The sequence below is a fragment of the Oceanisphaera profunda genome, assembly GCF_002157895.1.
Lineage (GTDB): Bacteria > Pseudomonadota > Gammaproteobacteria > Enterobacterales > Aeromonadaceae > Oceanimonas > Oceanimonas profunda.
In genome coordinates this window covers 2,435,986-2,455,940 of the sequence record NZ_CP021377.1, presented here as the reverse complement: position 1 = coordinate 2,455,940, position 19,955 = coordinate 2,435,986, and the positions used below count along the sequence as shown (strand labels likewise).

General features: G+C 49.9%; 19 protein-coding genes and 1 pseudogene. 11 read left to right on the top strand and 9 right to left on the bottom strand.

Translation table 11 applies throughout. The annotated features are described in order from the left end of the window. Nucleotides 1-49: 49 nt before the first annotated feature. On the bottom strand, nt 50-454 hold the full coding sequence (locus CBP31_RS10795) for an OsmC family protein (RefSeq protein WP_087037192.1): 405 nt from the start codon (nt 452-454) through the stop codon (nt 50-52). Nucleotides 455-635: 181 nt separating this feature from the next. Between CBP31_RS10795 and crp the strand changes: the two genes are divergently transcribed. After that, nucleotides 636-1,274 carry a cAMP-activated global transcriptional regulator CRP gene (gene crp, locus CBP31_RS10790; protein WP_087037189.1) on the top strand — a complete coding sequence of 213 codons (639 nt, stop codon included), beginning with the start codon at nt 636-638 and terminating at the stop codon, nt 1,272-1,274. A 97-nt stretch (nt 1,275-1,371) separates the two neighbouring features. On the opposite strand, the gene CBP31_RS10785 is transcribed toward crp, so the two are convergent. Further along, the gene (locus CBP31_RS10785) at nt 1,372-2,475 is read right to left on the bottom strand and encodes a phosphoribosylaminoimidazolesuccinocarboxamide synthase (RefSeq protein WP_087037187.1); all 1,104 of its coding nucleotides are present in this window, start codon (nt 2,473-2,475) and stop codon (nt 1,372-1,374) included. Between the two features lie 99 nt (nt 2,476-2,574). Next, a complete protein-coding gene (locus CBP31_RS10780) occupies nt 2,575-3,249 on the bottom strand; it encodes a metal-dependent hydrolase (protein ID WP_087037185.1) in 675 nt (224 codons plus the stop codon). A gap of 213 nt (nt 3,250-3,462) precedes the next feature. Between CBP31_RS10780 and CBP31_RS10775 the strand changes: the two genes are divergently transcribed. From CBP31_RS10775 to CBP31_RS10765, 3 genes and pseudogenes are all read left to right on the top strand, one after another. Further along, nucleotides 3,463-3,999, top strand: a complete 537-nt coding sequence (locus tag CBP31_RS10775) for a YaeQ family protein (RefSeq protein WP_087037183.1) — start codon at nt 3,463-3,465, stop codon at nt 3,997-3,999. A gap of 158 nt (nt 4,000-4,157) precedes the next feature. Next, nucleotides 4,158-4,631 (top strand): MarR family winged helix-turn-helix transcriptional regulator, encoded by a 474-nt coding sequence (locus tag CBP31_RS10770; protein ID WP_087037181.1) that lies wholly within the window; start codon nt 4,158-4,160, stop codon nt 4,629-4,631. A 218-nt stretch (nt 4,632-4,849) separates the two neighbouring features. Beyond that, nucleotides 4,850-5,303: pseudogene (locus CBP31_RS10765) on the top strand (bifunctional adenosylcobinamide kinase/adenosylcobinamide-phosphate guanylyltransferase). 115 nt (nt 5,304-5,418) lie between these two features. Here the strand turns inward: CBP31_RS10765 and CBP31_RS10760 are convergent. Further along, nucleotides 5,419-5,997 carry a YjaG family protein gene (locus CBP31_RS10760; RefSeq protein ID WP_087037179.1) on the bottom strand — a complete coding sequence of 193 codons (579 nt, stop codon included), beginning with the start codon at nt 5,995-5,997 and terminating at the stop codon, nt 5,419-5,421. Nucleotides 5,998-6,151: 154 nt separating this feature from the next. Here CBP31_RS10760 and CBP31_RS10755 point away from each other — a divergent pair, with 154 nt between their 5' ends. Beyond that, a complete protein-coding gene (locus CBP31_RS10755) occupies nt 6,152-7,096 on the top strand; it encodes a D-2-hydroxyacid dehydrogenase (RefSeq protein WP_087037177.1) in 945 nt (314 codons plus the stop codon). 71 nt (nt 7,097-7,167) lie between these two features. Further along, nucleotides 7,168-7,779: a uracil-DNA glycosylase family protein gene (locus CBP31_RS10750; protein ID WP_087037175.1), complete on the top strand. Its 612-nt coding sequence runs from the start codon at nt 7,168-7,170 to the stop codon at nt 7,777-7,779. A gap of 345 nt (nt 7,780-8,124) precedes the next feature. Here the strand turns inward: CBP31_RS10750 and znuB are convergent, their stop codons facing one another. Both znuB and znuC read right to left on the bottom strand, forming a co-directional pair. Next, complete coding sequence (znuB, locus tag CBP31_RS10745) at nt 8,125-8,913, bottom strand: zinc ABC transporter permease subunit ZnuB (RefSeq protein ID WP_087037173.1); 789 nt, start codon at nt 8,911-8,913, stop codon at nt 8,125-8,127. Next, entirely contained in the window at nt 8,903-9,640 is a 738-nt protein-coding gene (gene znuC / locus CBP31_RS10740; protein WP_087037171.1) for a zinc ABC transporter ATP-binding protein ZnuC, read from the bottom strand. The genes znuB and znuC overlap by 11 nt, the downstream gene beginning before the upstream one ends. Nucleotides 9,641-9,725: 85 nt before the next feature. Here znuC and znuA point away from each other — a divergent pair, with 85 nt between their 5' ends. Then, the gene (znuA, locus tag CBP31_RS10735; RefSeq protein ID WP_087037169.1) at nt 9,726-10,748 is read left to right on the top strand and encodes a zinc ABC transporter substrate-binding protein ZnuA; all 1,023 of its coding nucleotides are present in this window, start codon (nt 9,726-9,728) and stop codon (nt 10,746-10,748) included. A gap of 321 nt (nt 10,749-11,069) precedes the next feature. Then, nucleotides 11,070-12,416, top strand: a complete 1,347-nt coding sequence (gene mepM / locus CBP31_RS10730) for a murein DD-endopeptidase MepM (protein WP_087037167.1) — start codon at nt 11,070-11,072, stop codon at nt 12,414-12,416. Between the two features lie 170 nt (nt 12,417-12,586). Here the strand turns inward: mepM and hemE are convergent, their stop codons facing one another. Further along, the gene (gene hemE, locus CBP31_RS10725; protein WP_087037165.1) at nt 12,587-13,654 is read right to left on the bottom strand and encodes a uroporphyrinogen decarboxylase; all 1,068 of its coding nucleotides are present in this window, start codon (nt 13,652-13,654) and stop codon (nt 12,587-12,589) included. Between the two features lie 415 nt (nt 13,655-14,069). Between hemE and rsd the strand changes: the two genes are divergently transcribed. Together rsd and CBP31_RS10715 are read left to right on the top strand one after the other, a co-directional pair. Then, entirely contained in the window at nt 14,070-14,540 is a 471-nt protein-coding gene (gene rsd, locus CBP31_RS10720) for a sigma D regulator (protein ID WP_087037163.1), read from the top strand. Nucleotides 14,541-14,553: 13 nt separating this feature from the next. Beyond that, the gene (locus CBP31_RS10715; RefSeq protein WP_087037161.1) at nt 14,554-14,949 is read left to right on the top strand and encodes a PilZ domain-containing protein; all 396 of its coding nucleotides are present in this window, start codon (nt 14,554-14,556) and stop codon (nt 14,947-14,949) included. A gap of 337 nt (nt 14,950-15,286) precedes the next feature. Here CBP31_RS10715 and radA read toward each other — a convergent pair whose 3' ends face one another. Beyond that, nucleotides 15,287-16,657, bottom strand: a complete 1,371-nt coding sequence (gene radA / locus CBP31_RS10710; RefSeq protein WP_087037159.1) for a DNA repair protein RadA — start codon at nt 16,655-16,657, stop codon at nt 15,287-15,289. Between the two features lie 76 nt (nt 16,658-16,733). On the opposite strand from radA, the gene CBP31_RS10705 reads away from it, so the two are divergent. Next, entirely contained in the window at nt 16,734-19,004 is a 2,271-nt protein-coding gene (locus CBP31_RS10705) for a PilZ domain-containing protein (protein WP_087037157.1), read from the top strand. Here the strand turns inward: CBP31_RS10705 and serB are convergent. Then, complete coding sequence (gene serB, locus CBP31_RS10700; protein WP_169713020.1) at nt 18,964-19,941, bottom strand: phosphoserine phosphatase SerB; 978 nt, start codon at nt 19,939-19,941, stop codon at nt 18,964-18,966. The two genes, CBP31_RS10705 and serB, sit on opposite strands and share 41 nt — an antisense overlap. Between the last annotated feature and the right edge of the window lie 14 nt (nt 19,942-19,955).

The window sequence follows — 19,955 nt, the reverse complement described above, 5'->3', positions numbered from 1 at the left end:
GAGCAGAAGGCGCTTTCCGCCTTACGCTTATCCCCTCACACCTCACTGTCTATGCTTGGCGTATTTCAAAAGACGAAGAGGCGCCCAGTGCTTTATCCAGCATCTTCATGACCGAGCAGTATTTTTCCATCGATAAGCTCACCGCGCGCGCGACCTGCTTTTCCGATAACTCGTGGCCGGTGACGATAAAGTGCATGTTAAGAGTGGTAAACACCCGTGGTGGTTGCTCGGCGCGGTCTGCATCTAGCTCTACCACGCAGCCGGTCACTTGCTGGCGGCCTTTTTCTAAGATAGAAACCACATCTATAGCACTGCAGCCACCGGCGCCCAGCAATACAGCTTCCATGGGGCTAGCACCTTTGCCTGGGTTAGTGCCATCTAACAAGATTTTATGACCAGACTCAGATAAGCCTTCAAAACACATGCCTTCTAACCAGGTAACTGTCGCTTTCATCATAATCTCCCATAAAAACAGCTATATTATCCTATTGGATTAGGAACGACGAGCAGGATAAAAGCCTAAGCCACTTGATGATATGAGTTAAGCCTTTTATGCTAGCCCACTAGGAATACTGATCGCAGATAGCTTGCTAGGCTTAAGCCCCGAGCTAATTAAAATAATTAAGAGGTAAGAGATGATTATTAGCAAGCCCCAAAGTGACCCCACCTTAGAGTGGTTTCTGTCGCATTGCCATATTCATAAATACCCAGCGAAGAGCTCATTGATCCATGCGGGTGAAAAAGCAGAAACCTTATATTACATCGTCAAAGGCTCAGTCTCGGTGCTGATCAAAGATGAAGACGGGAAAGAAATGATCCTGTCTTATCTGAATAAGGGTGACTTTATTGGTGAGTTGGGGCTATTTGAAAACACAGATAACCCGCTGCGTACCGCCTGGGTGCGTGCTAAGTCTCCGTGTGAAGTCGCCGAAATTTCGTATAAAAAGTTTCGCCAATTAATCCAGGTGAACCCAGAAATACTGATGCGAGTGTCCGCGCAAATGGCTGAACGCCTACAAACCACCAGCCAAAAAGTAGGCGACTTGGCCTTTTTGGATGTAACCGGTCGTATCGCCGAGACTCTGCTTAGCCTAGCGCGCCAGCCCGATGCCATGACGCACCCAGATGGCATGCAGATTAAGATCACCCGCCAAGAGATTGGCCAGATAGTGGGTTGTTCACGGGAAACCGTGGGCCGCATCTTAAAGATGCTTGAAGAACAAGAGCTTATTTCTGCTCATGGCAAAACTATCGTAGTATTTGGTACTCGATAAATAGCGAGCTTTAACACCTGCTAGTAAAGTACCAAGTATAAAAAAACCCGAGCTGGCCTCGGGTTTTTTATTTTGTTTAGCAAACGACTCGGCCTGATTAATCAATCAAGGCGTATTGCTCACGCAAGATGTTAATAATATCGGCTTTGGGATTATCCGATAACACCAGTTTTTGGCCGGTGATCTTTTCAGCCATACCAATATAAGTCCGCGAGATAGCCATGAGTGCGCTCACCGGCAGGGCATTATCGCGCGCCAGTGCTTCGCGCTCTAGCATGCGCTCTTTATTAAGTAAAATATCTGGATCTGGAAAGTGCGTCAGTAACATTTGGCGAAAATCTTCTTTTGAATTTTCGATAATCTGACCTTGAGCATAAGCGGCACCATCCCAGATACGCGACGAGTCCGGCGTACCCACTTCATCCATGTAGATCAGTTTTTCTTGGCCTTGGGCATCGGTCACGTAACCAAATTCAAACTTGGTATCGACAAATATTTGGTTAAGCTTGGCCAATTCCGTGCTAATTACTTCAAAACCTTCACGCAATAACCGCTCATACTGACCAATATCGCCCGCCTGCTTAAAGTTAAAGGCGGCGAAGTTATCTTCGATATTTTGACGGGTAATATTAACGTCATCGGCCTCGGGCACTCCAGGAATACCGGTTAAGATGCCTTTAGTGGACGGCGTCATCAGCAACTCTGGCAGCTTTTGATCTTTTTGCAGACCATCAGGCAGGCGAATACCACAGAACTCCCGCTCGCCTTTGACATAGCTGCGCCACATTGAGCCAGTAATATATTGACGACAGATGGCCTCAATTTTTACCGGTGTGGCTTTTTGTACTATCCACACGAACGGATGGGGAATATCCAAAATATGGCTATCAGCTAAGCCTTGTTCTTGAAACAGCTTAAACCAATGGTTAGAAATGGCGTTTAAGGCCGCCCCTTTGCCGGGCACGCCTTGCATGCCCTCTTCACCGTGCCAAATGCAATCAAACGCCGAGATACGGTCGCTGATCACCATGATGGCCAAGGGCGCACCGGCAGCCACATTGTAGCCTTTCTCTTTTATCAAACGGCGACTGTCAGCGGCGGTTAGCCAGTAAACGGAGCGCACCTTGCCGCTGTGTACAGCTTGCTGGGTACGGATCGGTAGGTCGTTATTTACGGCCAACACCTGGTCTGCAAGGCTCATCTGTTGTGTCCTGTGTGTGGTATGGGGGAAGCGCCGGTGCCGCTACTCATTATTAGTATTAAGTGAGGGGTAGCGAGTCATGCCAGCCGCATTATCTTATCAGCTAAGAGACAGCGGCAAAAGTTGCCTTAACACGACTAATAAGGGTGCGGGCGACGGCGCCAGCCACAATCCCAGCCACAAGAGCGCCAATAAGCCTAAGTTAGGTAAATGGGCAGGCCACTGCATGACTTTTAGGGCAGTGCCAAAGGATTTTTTAAGTCGTCGCCCTTCCAAATCTATGCTGTACATCTCATCGAGCAACAGATGAATTAACGCACCAATAAACATAAACAGCCCCATCAGCCAAGACTGCTCAACACTTAAATGGAACAGATGATGGCTGAGCACCACGGCCGCTACCGCAAACACCATGTTGGCCAATAAGGAATGCAAACTGGCACGGTGCACGGTGAGCTTGGCAAACGCCCAGCAAAACGGATAACGCACCAAAAAATACGCCGCCGCCGCCAACAGCAAGGTATCGAGCAAGGGTAAATACTGGCGGCCATATAACAACATCAGCGCACCGGAGAGCATGCCAAACAAACGAAAAATGATTTGGATCGAGCGCGAAGTATCGGAGTCGATATCCGGCATAATGCCGCCCAAAGAGCCGGTTAACCATAATAAACAGGCCTCGGGAAGGCTCACTAGCTCCGTCCAAGCTAAGGCACCGGCCATCACGCCGGACACTACAGAGGCGACTTGTACATGGGTTTTAAAATCAGCCATCACCAATTTCCAGGCGAATAAAGGGCGCAAAGTGTAACAGCCAGTACTGGATAAAAAAACAGGACTCATACGATAAGATACGGCTCTCTGCCTTACATAGTACGTCTCACTCTTCACTCCTTACCCTTCACGCCTCACTCTTTAGCGACCCAAAGGGCGTGGCTTTACTTGAAGCTTGCCGTTAACATAGCGCTTTTTATATGAGTAAACTCCATGGCTCTGTCTGCCACCCTGCATAAAGTTCGTCTGAATATCAGCGATTTACATCGCCATTATTACCAAGAGCACAGCCTAACCGTGGCACAGCACCCGTCGGAAACCAATACCCGACTCATGGTGCGTTTATTGGCGTTTATTCGCCATGCAGACCCAGACTTGAGCTTTACTAAGGGCTTAAGCACAGACGACGAGCCCGAGCTGTGGCTCAAATCACCCGATGGCCGTATCTTAAGCTGGATTGAGCTGGGTGAGCCCAGCGTAAAGCGCATCAAACAAGCGTTGTCGCGCGCTGAGCAAGTCTTAGTATACAGCTATGGTGGCCGCAGCGCCGAGCTGTGGTGGGAGAAGCATAAGTCCGAGTTAACAGCACTTCCTCGGCTGGCTATTTATCATTTAACCGAGCCCCAGCCCGCCGCCTTGGCAGCCTTATGTCAGCGCAGCATCGACTTATTTGCCACCTTACAAGAAACCGACCTACAGCTTACCGATGGCGAGCACAGCCTAGACCTGCAGCTTGAGAAGTGGCGCTAGGGCGTGCGGGTCCGTTAAAGAAAAATACACCGCCTTCGCAAAACATATCTAAGGCCTACCACACATAACCTAAGGCTTTATCTGGTTGGACTTTAAAAAAGCGTGATTTTGCGCTATGGTGCGGCCAAATTCAGATAACCATCGGCGGCCGTAAGACCTTGGAAAAACATGAAGATATGCTGGTGGCTCTGCGCCAGATTATTCGCGCAATTGACCTGCACTCCCGTCAACTCAGTAAAGAGTCCGGCCTCACTGGCCCGCAACTCCTGTTACTGCAATCGATCAGCGAGCACGGCGACATTACGATGCGTAAGTTGGCGCAAGCAACTCATATGAGTCAAGCAACCGCCACCACCATCATAGATAGACTCGAACAAAAACTGTTAGTGCGCCGCGAACGCAGCCAAACCGATAAGCGTAAAGTTTATGCGGTGCTAACGGATGAAGGTAAAGATAAACTTAAAACAGCCCCTCGCCCCTTGCAAGAAAGCTTTATTCAGCGCTTTCAAGGACTCGCCGAGTGGGAGCAAAACTTATTGTTATCCTCGGTGCAGCGCATTTCATTAATGATGAATGCCAACGATCTTGACGTAGCTCCGCTACTGCAAGTAGGCAGCTTACTGCACGAGTAACAATGACTTTAACGAGCATGCCCTCGCTCAACTATCGGTTATACATTAATCAAGCGTTAGGGCTGCTCGTTATATTTAGAAATAGTCCCACTGTCCCGTCACTCTTACTACTCTCTCATCACTCTGCCAGCCTACTCACTGCATTACTTACCTGTCGTTCACTTATTCGCGATTAACAGTTATTAAGCAGCCAAGGTAACACCATGAAATAATTTATTTTGGGTGGCGCCCGTTCAGGTAAGAGTCGCCTCGCAGAACAGCTATACACCGACTTAGGTAATAAGGTCGCGTATTAGTCAACATCAAGCACAGCGCCATCAGCACTGGCATACCCTTGAAGGACCGACTGAACTTGGCCAAACACTGGCAACATTGCAGGATTATGATGCGGTTATGATCGACTGCCTCACGCTGTGGCTCAGCAACTGCCTGCATCTGGAAAACGGGCCACAACAGCGCCAAATTTTCTTAACCGTCTGAGAAAACTTTAATGGTCAGCTAATTATAGTGAGCAATGAAGTGGGCATGGGCATAGTGCCTTTAGGTGAGTTAAGCCGCCGTTTTGTAGATGAAAGTGGTTTCTTGCATCAAGCGGTCGCGACGCGCTGCGAGCGGGTAATATTTACCGCCGCAGGTTTGCCACTGGTAATGAAAAGCCCTGTTCTAGATTGAGTGCAGGTTAATAAGCAGGATGCTAGAAAACCCCATAAAAAAACAGACCCTTAAGGTCTGTTTTTTTATGGGGCGATAATCGTCGAATGCCAGTATCAGGCAAAACTAACGCGGACTAATCTAAGCTGATACCGATATTAGAAACTCCACCTTGAGCGGCGAAGTCACGAATGGCCAGTATAGTGGCGGCATCTCTGGGCTGATTGACGCGATCTAGCAACTCAACTTGAAACTCCATTTCCGCCATCAATAGCTCATCGTCATACAACTCTTCTTCACTCAGCTCGCGCTCTGCCAATAACTCGACAAAACCCGCCACCGTACCCAAAGAGGCATGGCTGGCTTCGGTGGCTTCTTCGCCCACCCGACAAATTACCGAATTGTAAGCGCACCCCAAGGCCACACAGACGTCTAGTGCTGGGTAGGCACCGTAACTTTCAAACTGTGAAGGATCAGGGATAAAGGCTTCAAAAGACTCAAGCTCGGCGCTTAAATCGACCTTCGAGCCTTTTACCGTCAGGTAAGTCCACAAGGTATTCAGCGTTTCTCTACAGCGCTGGCTATTGCCAAAGTCGCTAGTTTCGCTAAATAGCTGATAATTAGGATACATCCGCTCGGCTAACGCCAGGGCAAATACAGTTTGCTGCCAGGGAGCTAGCTTGTTGATTTTTTTGTAAAATTTATCGCCAAACACGGATATTTCCTTGTGGTTACATGGCCGTTTTTTTGCCATTGTGCGTCTTTATTGCTAAGGCTCACATTTTAGGCCGCAAACGTTGGTATAAGTTTATGCGTGTGCCATTGTCTCATAGAACGCCCTTACAAAAAGCATAATAAGGAGAGAAGGTATGGCCAATCATACCCTGTTATTGCTCAGCCAAGATAATGCTGAATATCAGGCATTATTAAAACAGGCCTACCTGCCCGGGCTGACGATTTTAGCGCCAGAAGGCGAAGCCGACATTCGCGCAGCACTCGCTAAAGCCGATATTTTACTGGGCGAGCCCGCTAGACTGCGCGCGCGCCTGAATGAAGCGAAAGCACTCAAATGGGCGCAGTCGACCTATGCGGGGGTGGACGTATTGTTGCGCGGCGATTGCCGCCAAGATTATCTGCTCACCAATATTCGGGGTATTTTTGGCCCTCTAGTGAGCGAATATGTGTTTGGTCACTTGTTGGCGCTCACCCGCCACCTGCGCCATTACAAGGCGCAGCAGCGGCTGCATAACTGGCAGCCTATTCCCTATGAAAGCATTCACGGTAAAACTATGCTGATTATGGGCACCGGTAGCATTGGCCAGCATATAGCACACACCGCCAAGCACTTTGGCATGACGGTATTAGGCATCAGTCGTTCAGGTCGAGAAGCGGCAGGCTTTGATAATACTTATCAGCTACCGGCGCTTAATAACGTGTTGTCTCGAGCCGATGTGGTGGTTAGTGTTATGCCGTCCACGCCGCAAACTCGTGGCCTATTTAACGCCGCCCGATTCGAACATTTTAAACCCGGCACTATTTTCTTTAACGTGGGCCGAGGTGATGCCGTTGATGAAGGCGCGCTTATTCAAGCGCTGCGCCATGGCAATATAGGTGCTGCGGTATTAGATGTGTTTGCCAGCGAGCCATTGCCGGTCGCCAGCCCCTTATGGGACATGCCCAATGTGGTTATCACACCGCACAACTCGGGTTATAGCTTCCCAGCACAAATAGTGACCCGTTTTAGCCGTAACTATTTAAAGTATACGTCTGGAAAAACCATGGAAGGCTTAGTGGACTTTAACCTAGGTTACTAAAATCAGGGGTACTAAATACAGAGTGACTAGTGAAAGGCGTGAGGTGTGGGTTGTGAGAGAAGGAAGCCAGCATGAGTCGTGAGTTTGAGCAGTTACTGATGCAGGCCAGAGCTTGCCGTATTTGCGAAGCCAATCTACCACTGGGCCCGCGGCCGGTATTACAAATGGCGCCTGAGGCGCGTATTTTAATCATCGGCCAAGCGCCGGGCTTAAAAGTACATCAAACCGGTATTCCCTGGAACGACCCCAGCGGCGATACGCTACGCCGTTGGTTAGAGCTCAGCCGTGAGCAGTTTTACGATCCACAGTTAGTGGCCATCATGCCCATGGGCTTTTGTTATCCGGGAAAAGGCAAAAGCGGTGATCTGCCGCCGCGCCCCGAATGCGCGCCCGCTTGGCATCAACAGCTACTTAATGTGTTACCAAACATTGAACTCACGCTCTTGATTGGTCAGTATGCCCAGCGTTATTACCTTGGCAAGCGTTACAAAACCCTCACCGAAACCGTACGTAATTGGCAAGAATTTGCGCCCAGCCAATTACCCCTGCCCCACCCTTCGCCCCGTAACCGTTATTGGCTCACTAAAAACCCTTGGTTTGAAGCAGAAGAGCTGCCCGCGCTGCGCGAACGAGTGCATCAGGTGTTGGCAGCGTCAAGCGCCCAGCACCAAGCGCCGAGCTAGAGAAGGAGCTGTGTTTGGAATTTATGCCGTCTTCCTGATGCACATCAGGATCTCGCACTTATGCCGTCATCCTGATGAAAATCAGGATCTCGTTTTAGGCTTTAGTGCCTAAGTGCCTAAGTGCCTATGTGCCTAAGTCCGAGATACCGGGGCGAATCCGATAAGACGGCAAGTGCTCAGCGCTGCTCTTTAGCCGTCTTCCTGACGCACGTCAGGATCTCACTTTAGGCTTTAGTGCCTATGTGCGAGATACCGGGGCGAACCCGGTAAGACGGCATAAATGCACTAAGTTTGTGGACTTAGTGTCTAGCTGGGCGCCGGGCGCTTGGTGCTCGGCGCTGCTATTTACCCACGCTTGGGCACCAAGTGGGACAATAAGAATAAGGCGGCGGCGATCACCACTACGGAAGGGCCGGCGGGAGTGTCGTAACTCACCGATAACTGCAAGCCACCGACCACGGCCACCATGCCGAGGCCCATGGCGTAAAAGGCCATTTGCTCAGGGGAGCGACTAAAGCGGCGCGCGGTGGCGGCAGGAATAATCAGCAGTGAGGTAATAATTAAGGCCCCCACAAACTTCATGGCCACTGCAATCAAGACACTGATCATCAATAACAACAGTAGCTTTAAGCGCTCTACCTTAATGCCCTCCACGCGGGCCAATTCTTCACTGACGGTGATCGACAACAATTGACTCCAGTAATGGCGCAACACCACTAACAGCACCAAACCGCCACCGAAGATCCAATACAAATCCACCAATTGGATTGCCAACAGATCGCCAAATAAATACGCCATTAAATCCACGCGCACGTTATCCATAAAGGCCAGTGCCACTAGACCTAACGATAAAGAGGTGTGCGCTAAAATACCCAGTAGCGTATCCGTGGCCAACCAGCTGGCACGCTGCAAGGCCGCCAGCACTATGCCTAAACATAAACAGGCCACTAAAACGGCCAGCGTTAAATCAATTTGTAGCAGTAAACCAAAGGCCACCCCCAGCAAGGAAGAATGGGCCAAGGTGTCGCCAAAATAGGCCATGCGCCGCCACACCACAAAGCTACCCAAAGGGCCCGCTAAAATGGCAATACCTAAGCCAGCCAACAGTGCATACAATAAAAAACTATCCCACATGACGTACGTCTCCGTGATGTTCATCGTCACAGTCATGATGATGGGTATATACCGCTAGCTGCGCGAGCTCAGGGCGGCCAAATAAACGGGCAAACTCAGGATGGCGAGCCACATCTTCTGGCTCCCCGTGGCAACAAATATGCTGGTTTAAGCAAATCACCCGGTGAGTACTCGCCATCACCAAATGCAAGTCGTGAGACACCATCAACACGCCGCATTGCAATTCATCGGCCAGCAATTTGATCAAGCCGTATAGCTCGGTTTGGCCGTGCACATCCACCCCTTGGGCGGGCTCATCGAGGATCAATAATTCTGGCTGCATCATCAGGGCGCGCGCCAATAAAATGCGCTGCATTTCGCCACCGGATAACGCCTGCATGGCACGATCCGCTAACCGCTCGGCACCTACTTTAGCCAAGGCTTGGGCCACGGTTAGCCGCCGGCCATGAGATAAACTCATAAAGCGCGCCACCGTCAGTGGCAATACCGAGTCTAAGTGTAATTTTTGCGGCACATAGCCCACGCGAAGATTAGGCTTTTGCCACAAAGTGCCGGTGTGCCCAGGAATCAGGCCCAGCACTAGCTTGATCAAGGAGCTTTTTCCGGCACCATTAGGGCCTACTATGGTAAGAATCTCCCCTCGCTGTAGCGTTAATGACACCCTTTCTAGAATGACATTGCCGCCTATATTCAGCCCCACGTTTGTTAATTCCACCAGCCTAGTCATGCGTTTTATGCCTTTACTTCTTAATTTGTAATATTATAACATTGCTTATCCACTAAACTCTATTATCCATTGGGATCTAGCGCTCATGAAAGCTCTTTTACTACTGTTCGTTCCTTTGCTACTCAGTAGCCAAGCGCGCGCCGTGGAAGTCTTAACCTCCATTAAACCCTTACAGCTGATTGCCAGCGCCATTACCCAAGGGGGCCCTGAGCCGCAACTATTGCTGCCGCCGGGTAGCTCGCCTCACGATTATGCGCTGCGCCCCTCGGATGTGCGTAAAGTAAAAAAAGCCGACTTAGTGCTCTGGGTAGGGCCTGAGTTAGAGGTATTTTTAACTCGCTTGCTCGAGGATCAAGCTAACAGTTTGGCGCTCTTGTCTGAATTCAATGTGAACGTATTAAATACTGAGCATGACCATGATCATGATTCTGAGCATAAGCATGACTCTGCTCATAACCACAAAGATGCGGATCAACATGAAGATGCGCATCACAGCCATGAAATAAGCGATGCACATAATACCGATAAAATAGTTGTCGCCAACCCAGATGAAGCGGAAAGTCACGATCACTCCGGCCAAGACGCCCATATTTGGCTGGATCCCCATCAAGCAAACAACATCGCCGAGCTGCTGGCAGCACGTTTAATCGAGTTGGATCCAAACAGTATTGATCGATATCAAGAAAATTTAGCCACCTTTCAGGCAAGATTAAAAAAAGCAGACCAGAAGATAACCGCGCAATTAGCACCCGCAAAAGGCATTGGCTATTTCGTGTTTCATGATGCCTACGGCCACTGGGAACGTCATTATCAGCTGTCGTCACTGGGTCACTTTACGGTGAATCCGGCGCGCGCGCCGGGCGCAAAAACCGTGGCCAGTATTCATCAGGCACTAAAGCAGTCGCAGGCGGTGTGTGTGTTTGCAGAACCGCAGTTTCAACCTGCGGTGGTGAATGCGGTGTTGCGTAATACCCAAGCCCGCAGTGGCATCTTGGATCCCTTGGCGACGGATATTACGCCAAGCCCAGACAGCTACTTTGTGTTTATGCAGCAGCTCGCTGATGCCATGACCGGATGCTTACTCGGATCTGCGGATCCTGCGCGCTGATTTTTGCCGTTTTTTGATGAGAAATCTCATCTCGTAAGATCAACCGCTATCAATAAACACTCATTTTTTACAATTAAATCCGATAGAATAGGGAACTTAATTGTACGAACTTGTTCATACTCTCTGTCCAAAGAAAGAAGTGCAGGTGTCCAAACAGGCAGTGTGGGTATTCAAGCTATTGATACCAAAAGAAGTACTGGATACCGCCTAGGAACATTTTTGTCATAAGATGAACCGCTTTACCGTCCTTGAGATGATGCTTGGATAGCTAAAGCGGTTTTTGCATTCATTATTTTAGCCACTCAGGCACAGGTAATCCGGATGAATTTTCTCCGCCCGATACAAACAAAACTGCAAGGTATGCCCACACAACTGCCGAAAAAGCACCTGTATGGCATCGTATTATTGAGTACCTTAACGCTGACGACGGCCATTATGCTGCCCTCTGCGCAGAATATATTAGAGCAGCCAAGTAGACTTAGTTTGCCCAACAACTTAACGATCTCTTCTGCCGCCATTAAAACTCAAGTCGATAACACTGAGTTCTATACCCTGCCCGATGATGATTTAGGCCCTGTTGACCCGGTCGATGCCTTGGATGAATTAGCGTCAATCGAACCCGAATGGCAGCAATACTCGGTACAAAATGGCGATACTTTAAGTACCATTTTTAATGGTTTAGGCTTGCCGTTAGCCACTATGTATAAATTGCTCGAAGCCGATAGAGAACGTGTACTAGACGGCCTAAAGCCCGGCCAAAATTTAAGCATGTTGATCGACTCTGAGAACTTGCTGCTTGAATTTAAGATCAAACAAGACTTACTGCATACCCGCACTTTTACTCGTGATGGTGATGGCTATAACAGCCGAGTTAAAACCGAAACCAGCAATTGGGAAAGTCGTGCTTTAAAAGGCGTGATCAAAGGCAGCTTTTATTTAAGTGCCCGCGATGCAGGTTTATCTGCCTCACAAATTCAGCATGTTGCTAACTTATTCCAATGGCAACTCAACTTTGCTCGCGACTTGCGCCAAGGAGACAGCTTTAAAGTCTTGGTCCAGCGGGAATTTGTTCAAGGAAAAAGTACCGGTAAGTCTGAGCTACAAGCGGTAGAGATTACCAATAAAGGCCGTACTTTTTACGCCTTTCGCCATGAAGACGGTAAGTTTTACGACAGTAAAGGCGAAAGCTTAGAGCGGGGTTTTATTCGTATTCCGTTGGAGCGCACGCCGCGCATTAGCTCCACCTTTAACTTAAATCGCAAGCATCCGATCACCGGCCGAGTTACGGCCCACAAAGGCACCGACTTTGCCGTGCCAACGGGCACCCCTGTCGTAGCCCCAGGCGACGGCGTGGTAGTCAAAGCCGTGTATCACCGATTAGCGGGCAACTACATCGTAATCCGCCATGGCCGCCAGTACACCACACGCTTCTTGCACTTGAGTAAGTTTTTGGTCAAACAGGGTGATACGGTACGCCGTGGCCAGCGCATTGGTTTATCCGGCAATACCGGTCGCTCTACTGGCCCGCACTTGCATTATGAGTTCCATGTCAATAACCGTGCCGTGGATGCCATGCAAGTGAAGCTGCCCATGGCTGAAGGTTTATCTGGCCAAAGCAAACGAACCTTTTTGGCGACCATAGACAAGTATCAGAAAGAATTGGGATAAATAGGATTAACGTAAAGAGTAAAGTGTATGAGGCGCAAACACGAGTCTGAAAATTCGATGTTCTGTTTGCTCCTCTCCCCCACTATTTACACCTTATATTTTCCATAAAAAAAGCGCCGTAAGGCGCTTTTTTTATTGGCTGCGTTCTATGTTAGCGAACGAGGCCCGACTTACTTCGCGTGGTACGGGCGAGAGATGCGATGCACTGCATCGATAAAGGCGCCCGCATGCTCAGGATCTACGTCCAAGTGAATGCCATGACCTAAGTTAAAGACATGACCTGGACCTTCACCAAAGCTCTCTAGGATAGAAGCAACTTCCTGCTCGATGCGCGGAATAGGCGCATACAGCATGGATGGGTCCATGTTGCCTTGCAGTGCAACCTTATCACCGACGCGACGCTTAGCGTCTGCCATGTCGATGGTCCAATCCAAACCAATACCGTCACAACCGGTAGCGGCAATCGCTTCTAACCACTGACCACCATTTTTGGTAAACAGGGTAACAGGCACGCGACGACCGTCACTTTCACGCACTAAACCGTCCACGATTTTCGCCATATATTGCAGTGAAAACTCGTTGTAATCGCGGGTGCTTAAAATGCCGCCCCACGTATCGAAGATCATCAACGACTGAGCACCAGCGGCAATTTGCGCGTTCAAATAGCTGGTCACGCTGTCTGCTAATTTATCTAGCAACAAGTGCATGGCTTTCGGATCAGAAAACATCATGCCTTTGGTTTTCATGAAGGTCTTAGAACCACTGCCTTCCACCATATAGGTGGCCAGCGTCCAAGGGCTGCCAGAGAAACCAATCAGCGGCACTTCGCCTTTTAGTTCACGACGAATGGTGCGCACCGCATTCATTACATATTGCAATTCGCCTTCTGGATCAGGAATACCCAGTTTTTGCACATCAGCCATTGAGCTAATAGGACGCTGAAATTTAGGACCTTCACCGGCTTCAAAGTACAAGCCTAAGCCCATAGCATCGGGAATGGTCAAAATATCAGAGAACAGAATCGCCGCATCTAACGGGAAGCGACGCAAGGGTTGTAAGGTCACCTCACACGCCAATTCTGCGTTTTTACACAACGCCATAAAATCGCCCGCTTCGGCACGCGTTGCCTTGTATTCAGGCAAATAACGACCGGCCTGACGCATCATCCAAACAGGGGTGTAATCTACGGGCTGGCGGGCTAGCGCACGTAAGTAACGATCATTTTTCAAAGGTTGCATTCTATCGTCCCAAAACAGGTGGCAAATGCCGCTATTGTACCACCACATAGCTTAAAGCCCCAATCAGACGTTACACACGCTTACTTTGGACGCTTTTTAATCACTCTGGTACTTAACGTCATAACAGAGTAAGATTTTAGTTAAATTAACGTATTGAAAGTTTAATTTTTACAGGTATAAAGTTAACGTAAATGGGCTATTAAGTTAGTTTTAGGTAAGGTAAGCATTAGAGTAATTTCTGTCTTACAAACTTATTTTTAGCGCGAGCTTGCGCCCAAGTTAGTTGTAAAACGATTGACCCAGCGCCCGCTTTTCTTTAATGATGGAGTCGTCGAATGTTCTTTAACGATGGAAACGTTAACTTACGTTAAAGGTAGAGCTCTCAACCTGCTCAGGTCATCCCAAGGAGGGAATCATGCTCAGGAAAATGGCACAAAGCAAAGCTAAACTCGCCGGTAAACACCAGGCGCTAGACACCTTTATGGATGCGCGCCAAGCCCTGCTGGTGGAATACATCCGCTTATCGACTAATAGAAAAGTGCTGCCCGAGCCTAAAGAGCTCACCGACTTTTGCAGTCAATTGGTGGACTACGTCAGCGCCGCTCACTTTGAAATTTATGACTATGTGATGGCGGCCTATGAGGCAGCACGCGGCAATGGCCGTACCTTAGCGGAGCGTATTTATGTGCGCTTAAAGAAAAGCTCGGTACTGGCGCTCGACTTTCACGATAAATACGCCCAAGTTGACAACGACGAAGTACTGCTAGAGTTAGATCAAGATCTCAGCATGCTAGGCGAAATGTTAGAAGAGCGATTTAGCCTTGAAGACCGATTGGTATTTGCCGTCTCACTGCTTAATCATTTGAGTATTAACGAACCTGCTTGATCAGGAGAGCGATATGGCCGAGCGCAGAGCATTTACACGCATCGGGTTTAATCTGCCCGCATGGCTGGTTACTCCCGACGGCCATCAGCTACCCACTCAGCTGCAAGATATTTCAATGCATGGGGCGCTCTTAAGCGTTACAGAGCCTTGGTCTGCAGAGTCAGGCACACCCTTGCAGCTGCGTCTGTCCTTAGACGGGCACGACAAGGTAATTATTATGCAGGCGCGACAGCGTTATCATAAAGACGGTTGCATCGGCATCGAATGCCAACAGCTCGACATTAATAGCGCCAGCCTGTTACGCCGCCTAGTGGAGTTAAACCTCGGCGATGAAGCGCTGTTGCGGCGCCAATTTGAAGAGCTGCTTGATTGTGCAGCGCCAAGCGCCCAGCATCAAGCGCCGAGCTAAACCAAAGCCAAGCCCTGCAGGCAGCTTTACCCTAGGTGCAAACCTTGGCCGTAGATTTTGGTGTGCTGCTACTACCCGAATCGGCGTTTAGATGTGATAAAACGGTGGCACATGAAACCTCGGAGCGGAGATGGCGCCTTGCGCCACTGCACAGCTTAAGCGGTGCCTACATCCGTGCTTCCTGTCGCCGCTCATTCTATCCTCACCATTCATTCCTCACACCTCGCCCCTCACTCTCGGCTTTTATCTTTATTTCTCCGTGCCTTCTGTGCTTATCTTAATCAGAGAGTCGTGGCAAAAATATCTTTAGCTTGGTGCTAGGCGCTTAGCGCTGTATTTACAACGCCTCTAAGGCTTCTTCTAATTTCTTAACCGCTATTACTTCCATGCCGGGTGGCGAATGCTTGGGTCGGTTCGCCCAAGGAATAATCGCGCGGGTAAAGCCGTGCTTAGCGGCTTCCATGAGTCGTTCTTGACCCGATGGCACGGGGCGAATTTCGCCGGACAAGCCCACTTCGCCAAAAACCACTAGCTCTTTAGGCAGCGCCTTATCGCGAAAGCTCGACACTAAGGCCAGTAATAAGGCTAAGTCGGCACTGGTGTCTTCTACCCGCACCCCGCCCACCACGTTAACGAACACATCTTGATCCGCCATTTGCAAACCACCGTGGCGATGCAACACCGCCAACAGCATCGACAGTCGATTTTGCTCCAAACCCACGGTGACGCGACGCGGATTACCTAACTGTGAATAATCCACCAGCGCTTGCAGCTCCACCAGCAAGGGGCGCGTGCCTTCCCAAATAATCATCACCACTGAGCCGGTGGTTTGCTCTTCGCCGCGACTTAAGAAAATGGCTGACGGGTTGCTGACCTCTTTTAAGCCAGTTTCAGTCATGGCAAACACGCCCAACTCATTCACGGCACCGAAACGGTTTTTATGGCTGCGCAGCATGCGAAAGCGGCTGTCATTCTCGCCATCGAGCATCAGCGAACAGTCGATGCAATGCTCCAACACCTTGGGTCCCGCCAAGGCACCGTCTTTGGTGACGTGCCCCACCATCAACACCACCACGCCGTGCTGTTTGGCATAACGGGTAAGCATGGCCGCCGCCTCGCGCACTTGGCTGACCGAGCCTGGCGACGAGGTAATACCCTCTACCTGCATCACCTGAATGGAGTCGATAACGATCACCGCCGGCTTTTCTTCCCGGGCGATATGACAAATTTGCTCGACGCTGGTTTCCGACAGCATGCGCAGCTGATCTCGCGGCAGCCCTAAACGCTGGGCGCGCATTGCCACTTGTTGCAGTGATTCTTCACCGGTCACATAGAGGGTTTTCATGCGGCTGGCCAAGCCACACATCACTTGTAATAACAGCGTACTCTTACCCGCACCTGGGCTGCCGCCAATCAGAATGGCGGAACCTGGCACCATGCCGCCGCCTAATACGCGGTCTAGCTCACTAAAGCCGCTAGGAATGCGCGGCAATTCGGTGAGTGCCACTTGGTCTAGTGTTTGTACTTTATTGTCTTGGGTGCCCGCATAACCGACAAAACGGCTATTACGGCTGGCCGCCGCCGTGGCAGGTGCTAAGCGAATTTCGGTGATGGTATTCCACTCTTTACACTCCGTACACTGGCCCTGCCAGCGCGGATATTCTCCCCCACATTCACCGCAAACAAACGCCGTTTTAGACTTGGCCATGCACACTCACCCATTTAATATTGAACTGCTATACTGGCCTAAGTTTTTAAGCCACTCAACCCTAAGCTAGGCCAAGATGGATCTCAGCACATATAAAACTCTGCTCAATAAACTGGTACCGCTAAGTTACCAATACGACCTTGCTGGCTTACTCGACACTATGTTGCCCGAGGCCGACGAGGACATTCGTTTTCAGTTAAAAGCTGAAGTCCGTCGTTTAACTTCCCCTTGCCTGCGAGTACTGGATTTACGCAGCCTATTTCCAGAACAATGCCGACGAGTTAGTCATCAGGGGCTCGATCACGAATTACCCGAGCGTCTAGCCAACCATTTCCAAACTTTATTACTAGATTATGGTGGCGAATATACCAGAGGCTTGTATGAATCTTTGCTGGCCGAATTAGCGGTACTACGCAAATTACCGGCGCAATTTAATATCGTGCATTGGCATCAGCCCTCTTTAGGTTTGCAACGCAAAGAAAGCCGGCTGCGCTTCGTCACCCCTGTGTGTTTGCAGTTAGATAATGGGCAAGTTCTGCAAGGTAACACCTTGGATATTTCCCCCGCCGGCTTATTAGTCCAGTTGCAAAACGCGCCGCGTTTGCCCGAAGAAGTGGCGATCAGTTTTCCAGAACTAGCCAAGCAGGCGGGATTGGAATGCTTAGTTGCTCCTAAGCGTTATCGGGTGCGCCAAGACCTAGGAGAGCTAAACCGCCTCAAGATGCAAAGAGTAGAAGAGGACGCCGATTGGCAGCAGGCCATCGCCGCTTTTATTGAGCAGAATCGGCCTCGCTATGGCTTAGACGCCGAAGATTTATACGCAACGGTCAAGTCTCAATGTTGGGGGCAGGCGCTATTAGAAACCAGTTTAAGCTGCTCGCTGTTTTTTGATGAACAAGGCAAGCTGCAGCACCTGTTAACCAATCGCCATAGCGCCAAAACCCTGAGTGCTTGGCAACAAACCAAGCCAGGGGATTTATTACCGACTTTATTATCACCCGAGCGGGTACTGCATTTGGCTAATCAGGCCGATAAGCCCAGCCTGTTGTACAGTTTTCGCCACTCCGGCGCCCAGCAGTCCTATTATTTTGTCGCCAGTCAAGATGAACTGATTAAGCATCAAACCTATGCGGCATTTATTAATGAAGGTATACGGGCCAACACCTTAACTTGCTATTACCTGAGCATACGCCAGCTGCACTACGATGATCAGGCCACTGACGCACTAGACGCTCAAGGGGTACGACGTTTACAGCAATTAAAGTGGCAGCTGTGGCTAACGCCTATTCCCGCTTTGCAGTCCCAGTGGCCTATCGACAGCACGCTTAAACAACTGGCGCCTTTTATGGTGCCAGCCTGTCTGCATCAAGCCACGGTTACGCCCTTCGGTCGTCAAGCATCAAAGCGGCGAGAAACACGTTTCAGACTGCAAAGCGCCATGGAGCTGACCGTCGGCAATAAAGTACTGATGGGTGAAACGGAAGATCTCTCTAATAGCGGTCTTAAGCTGGTATTAGGCGAGCCGATACGCCTCGATATTCCCAGCTTGGTGCTGGTACACCTTACCGAACTCAATCAACGCAGCCGTAAATGGAAACTTAAAGGGCTACCCTATCGGGTGGTGAATTTGAGTGGTAATGGCAAAGTGGTGCATTTGCGCATTGAAGGTGCGGAAGAAAGCCACGCGGGCTATCAGTTTTTTAGCGCCTTATTCGAACAAAACCAAGATAAGCTCAGAGCACGGCCAGATGCCAATCATACGCCGGCTTGGTTAACCTGGTTGACTCGTCAAACCTTGCAGCAGCCGCCCTCGCCCACCTTTGTGTTGGGCCGAAACGACGGCGGTTTTTATGTGCAAGGAGCCATCGCCTGCTTATTACAACAAAGCTTGATGGGGTTTTTATCGAATGAATTTCAGCAGGCACATTTTAGCCGCCTGATATCCCGCCAACAGTGGCAATCTATTTATACCCAATTACTGCGCCCCGATGGCCGTAGCCATCACAGCTATGAAATTTGGACCGCCAAGGCAGTAGACTCTAGCCAACAAAGCTGGTTGTTGATCAATCCTGAGCCTAATCGTCAGGCTTTTTTACTCAACCCACGCCACAGCCAGCAGCTGAACGTGAGCTTAGTAGTCATCAACCGCTTACACTTACGCCAGCTTGAATATTTTGTACCTGAATGGGATACCCTGACTCAGACTTCTTTGTATAAAACTCAACAATTGGAACAACAGTTAGCCGAGTTATGCGCTCTGAGTCAGGTGTTTGATATTACCGAAGCGGTACGTCGTAAAGCGACGGTTAAGCAGTCTGTACTAAGCCCAACACCCCTTCCAAGCTAAGCAGGTTTAAGCATACTGGCGCTTGCTCTTGCACTAAAGGCTTAGCATGCAGCGCCACACCTAATCCGGCTTGAGCCAGCATCAGTAAGTCGTTAGCACCATCACCCACGGCCACCGTCTGGCTAAGCGGGATATCATAGCGTTCGGCCAACTCACACAAAATGCGCGCTTTGGCTTCGGCGTCCACAATATTGCCCAGCACCTTACCGGTAAAACGCCCGTCTTTAATTTCTAAGGTATTAGCAAAATCTGCATCCAAGCCTAAGGTTTGACGAAGGTGACCAGTAAAAGGCGTAAAGCCGCCAGACGCCAAAGCCACTTTCCAGCCCATGGCTTTTAAGCCTGCCACCAGCGTTAGCAAACCGGGCATTAAGGGCATGTTAGCGATCACTTGGTCGATAATTGCCGCATCGGCACCGGCTAATGCGCCGACCCGACGACGTAAACTTTCAGAAAACGGCAGCGCGCCTTCCATGGCTGCACGCGTTACCGCCGCCACTTCTTCGCCCACGCCAGCCAACAGCGCTATCTCATCAATGCACTCAATCTGAATAGCGGTGGAGTCCATATCCATCAGCACTAAACCGGGCTGTGCGCCATTAGGCAAAGCCGGCACACAGGCGATATCCCAGCTGGTGGCAATTTCTTGTAAATGCGCTTTCAACTCCGGCGACCAAGCAGATAAACGCAAATTTAATACCTCACGCTCGGCAATACGCTTGAGGCTAGCCACTTCAACTTGCACGCCGGCGGCGTCCAATATCTGCAAGCTTTGCTGTAACGCAGACTTAGTCAGTTGCTCAGCAAGCAGCACTAAGTGCCCTTTTGGTGCATCTAACTGGCCAGGCACGAACGTTCCGGCCTGCCAAGCATAAGATTGGCCAGATAATGCGTCAGTCCATTCCCCTAACTGCTCGGGCAAAACATCCATTAACAGTGTCACTTAACTTA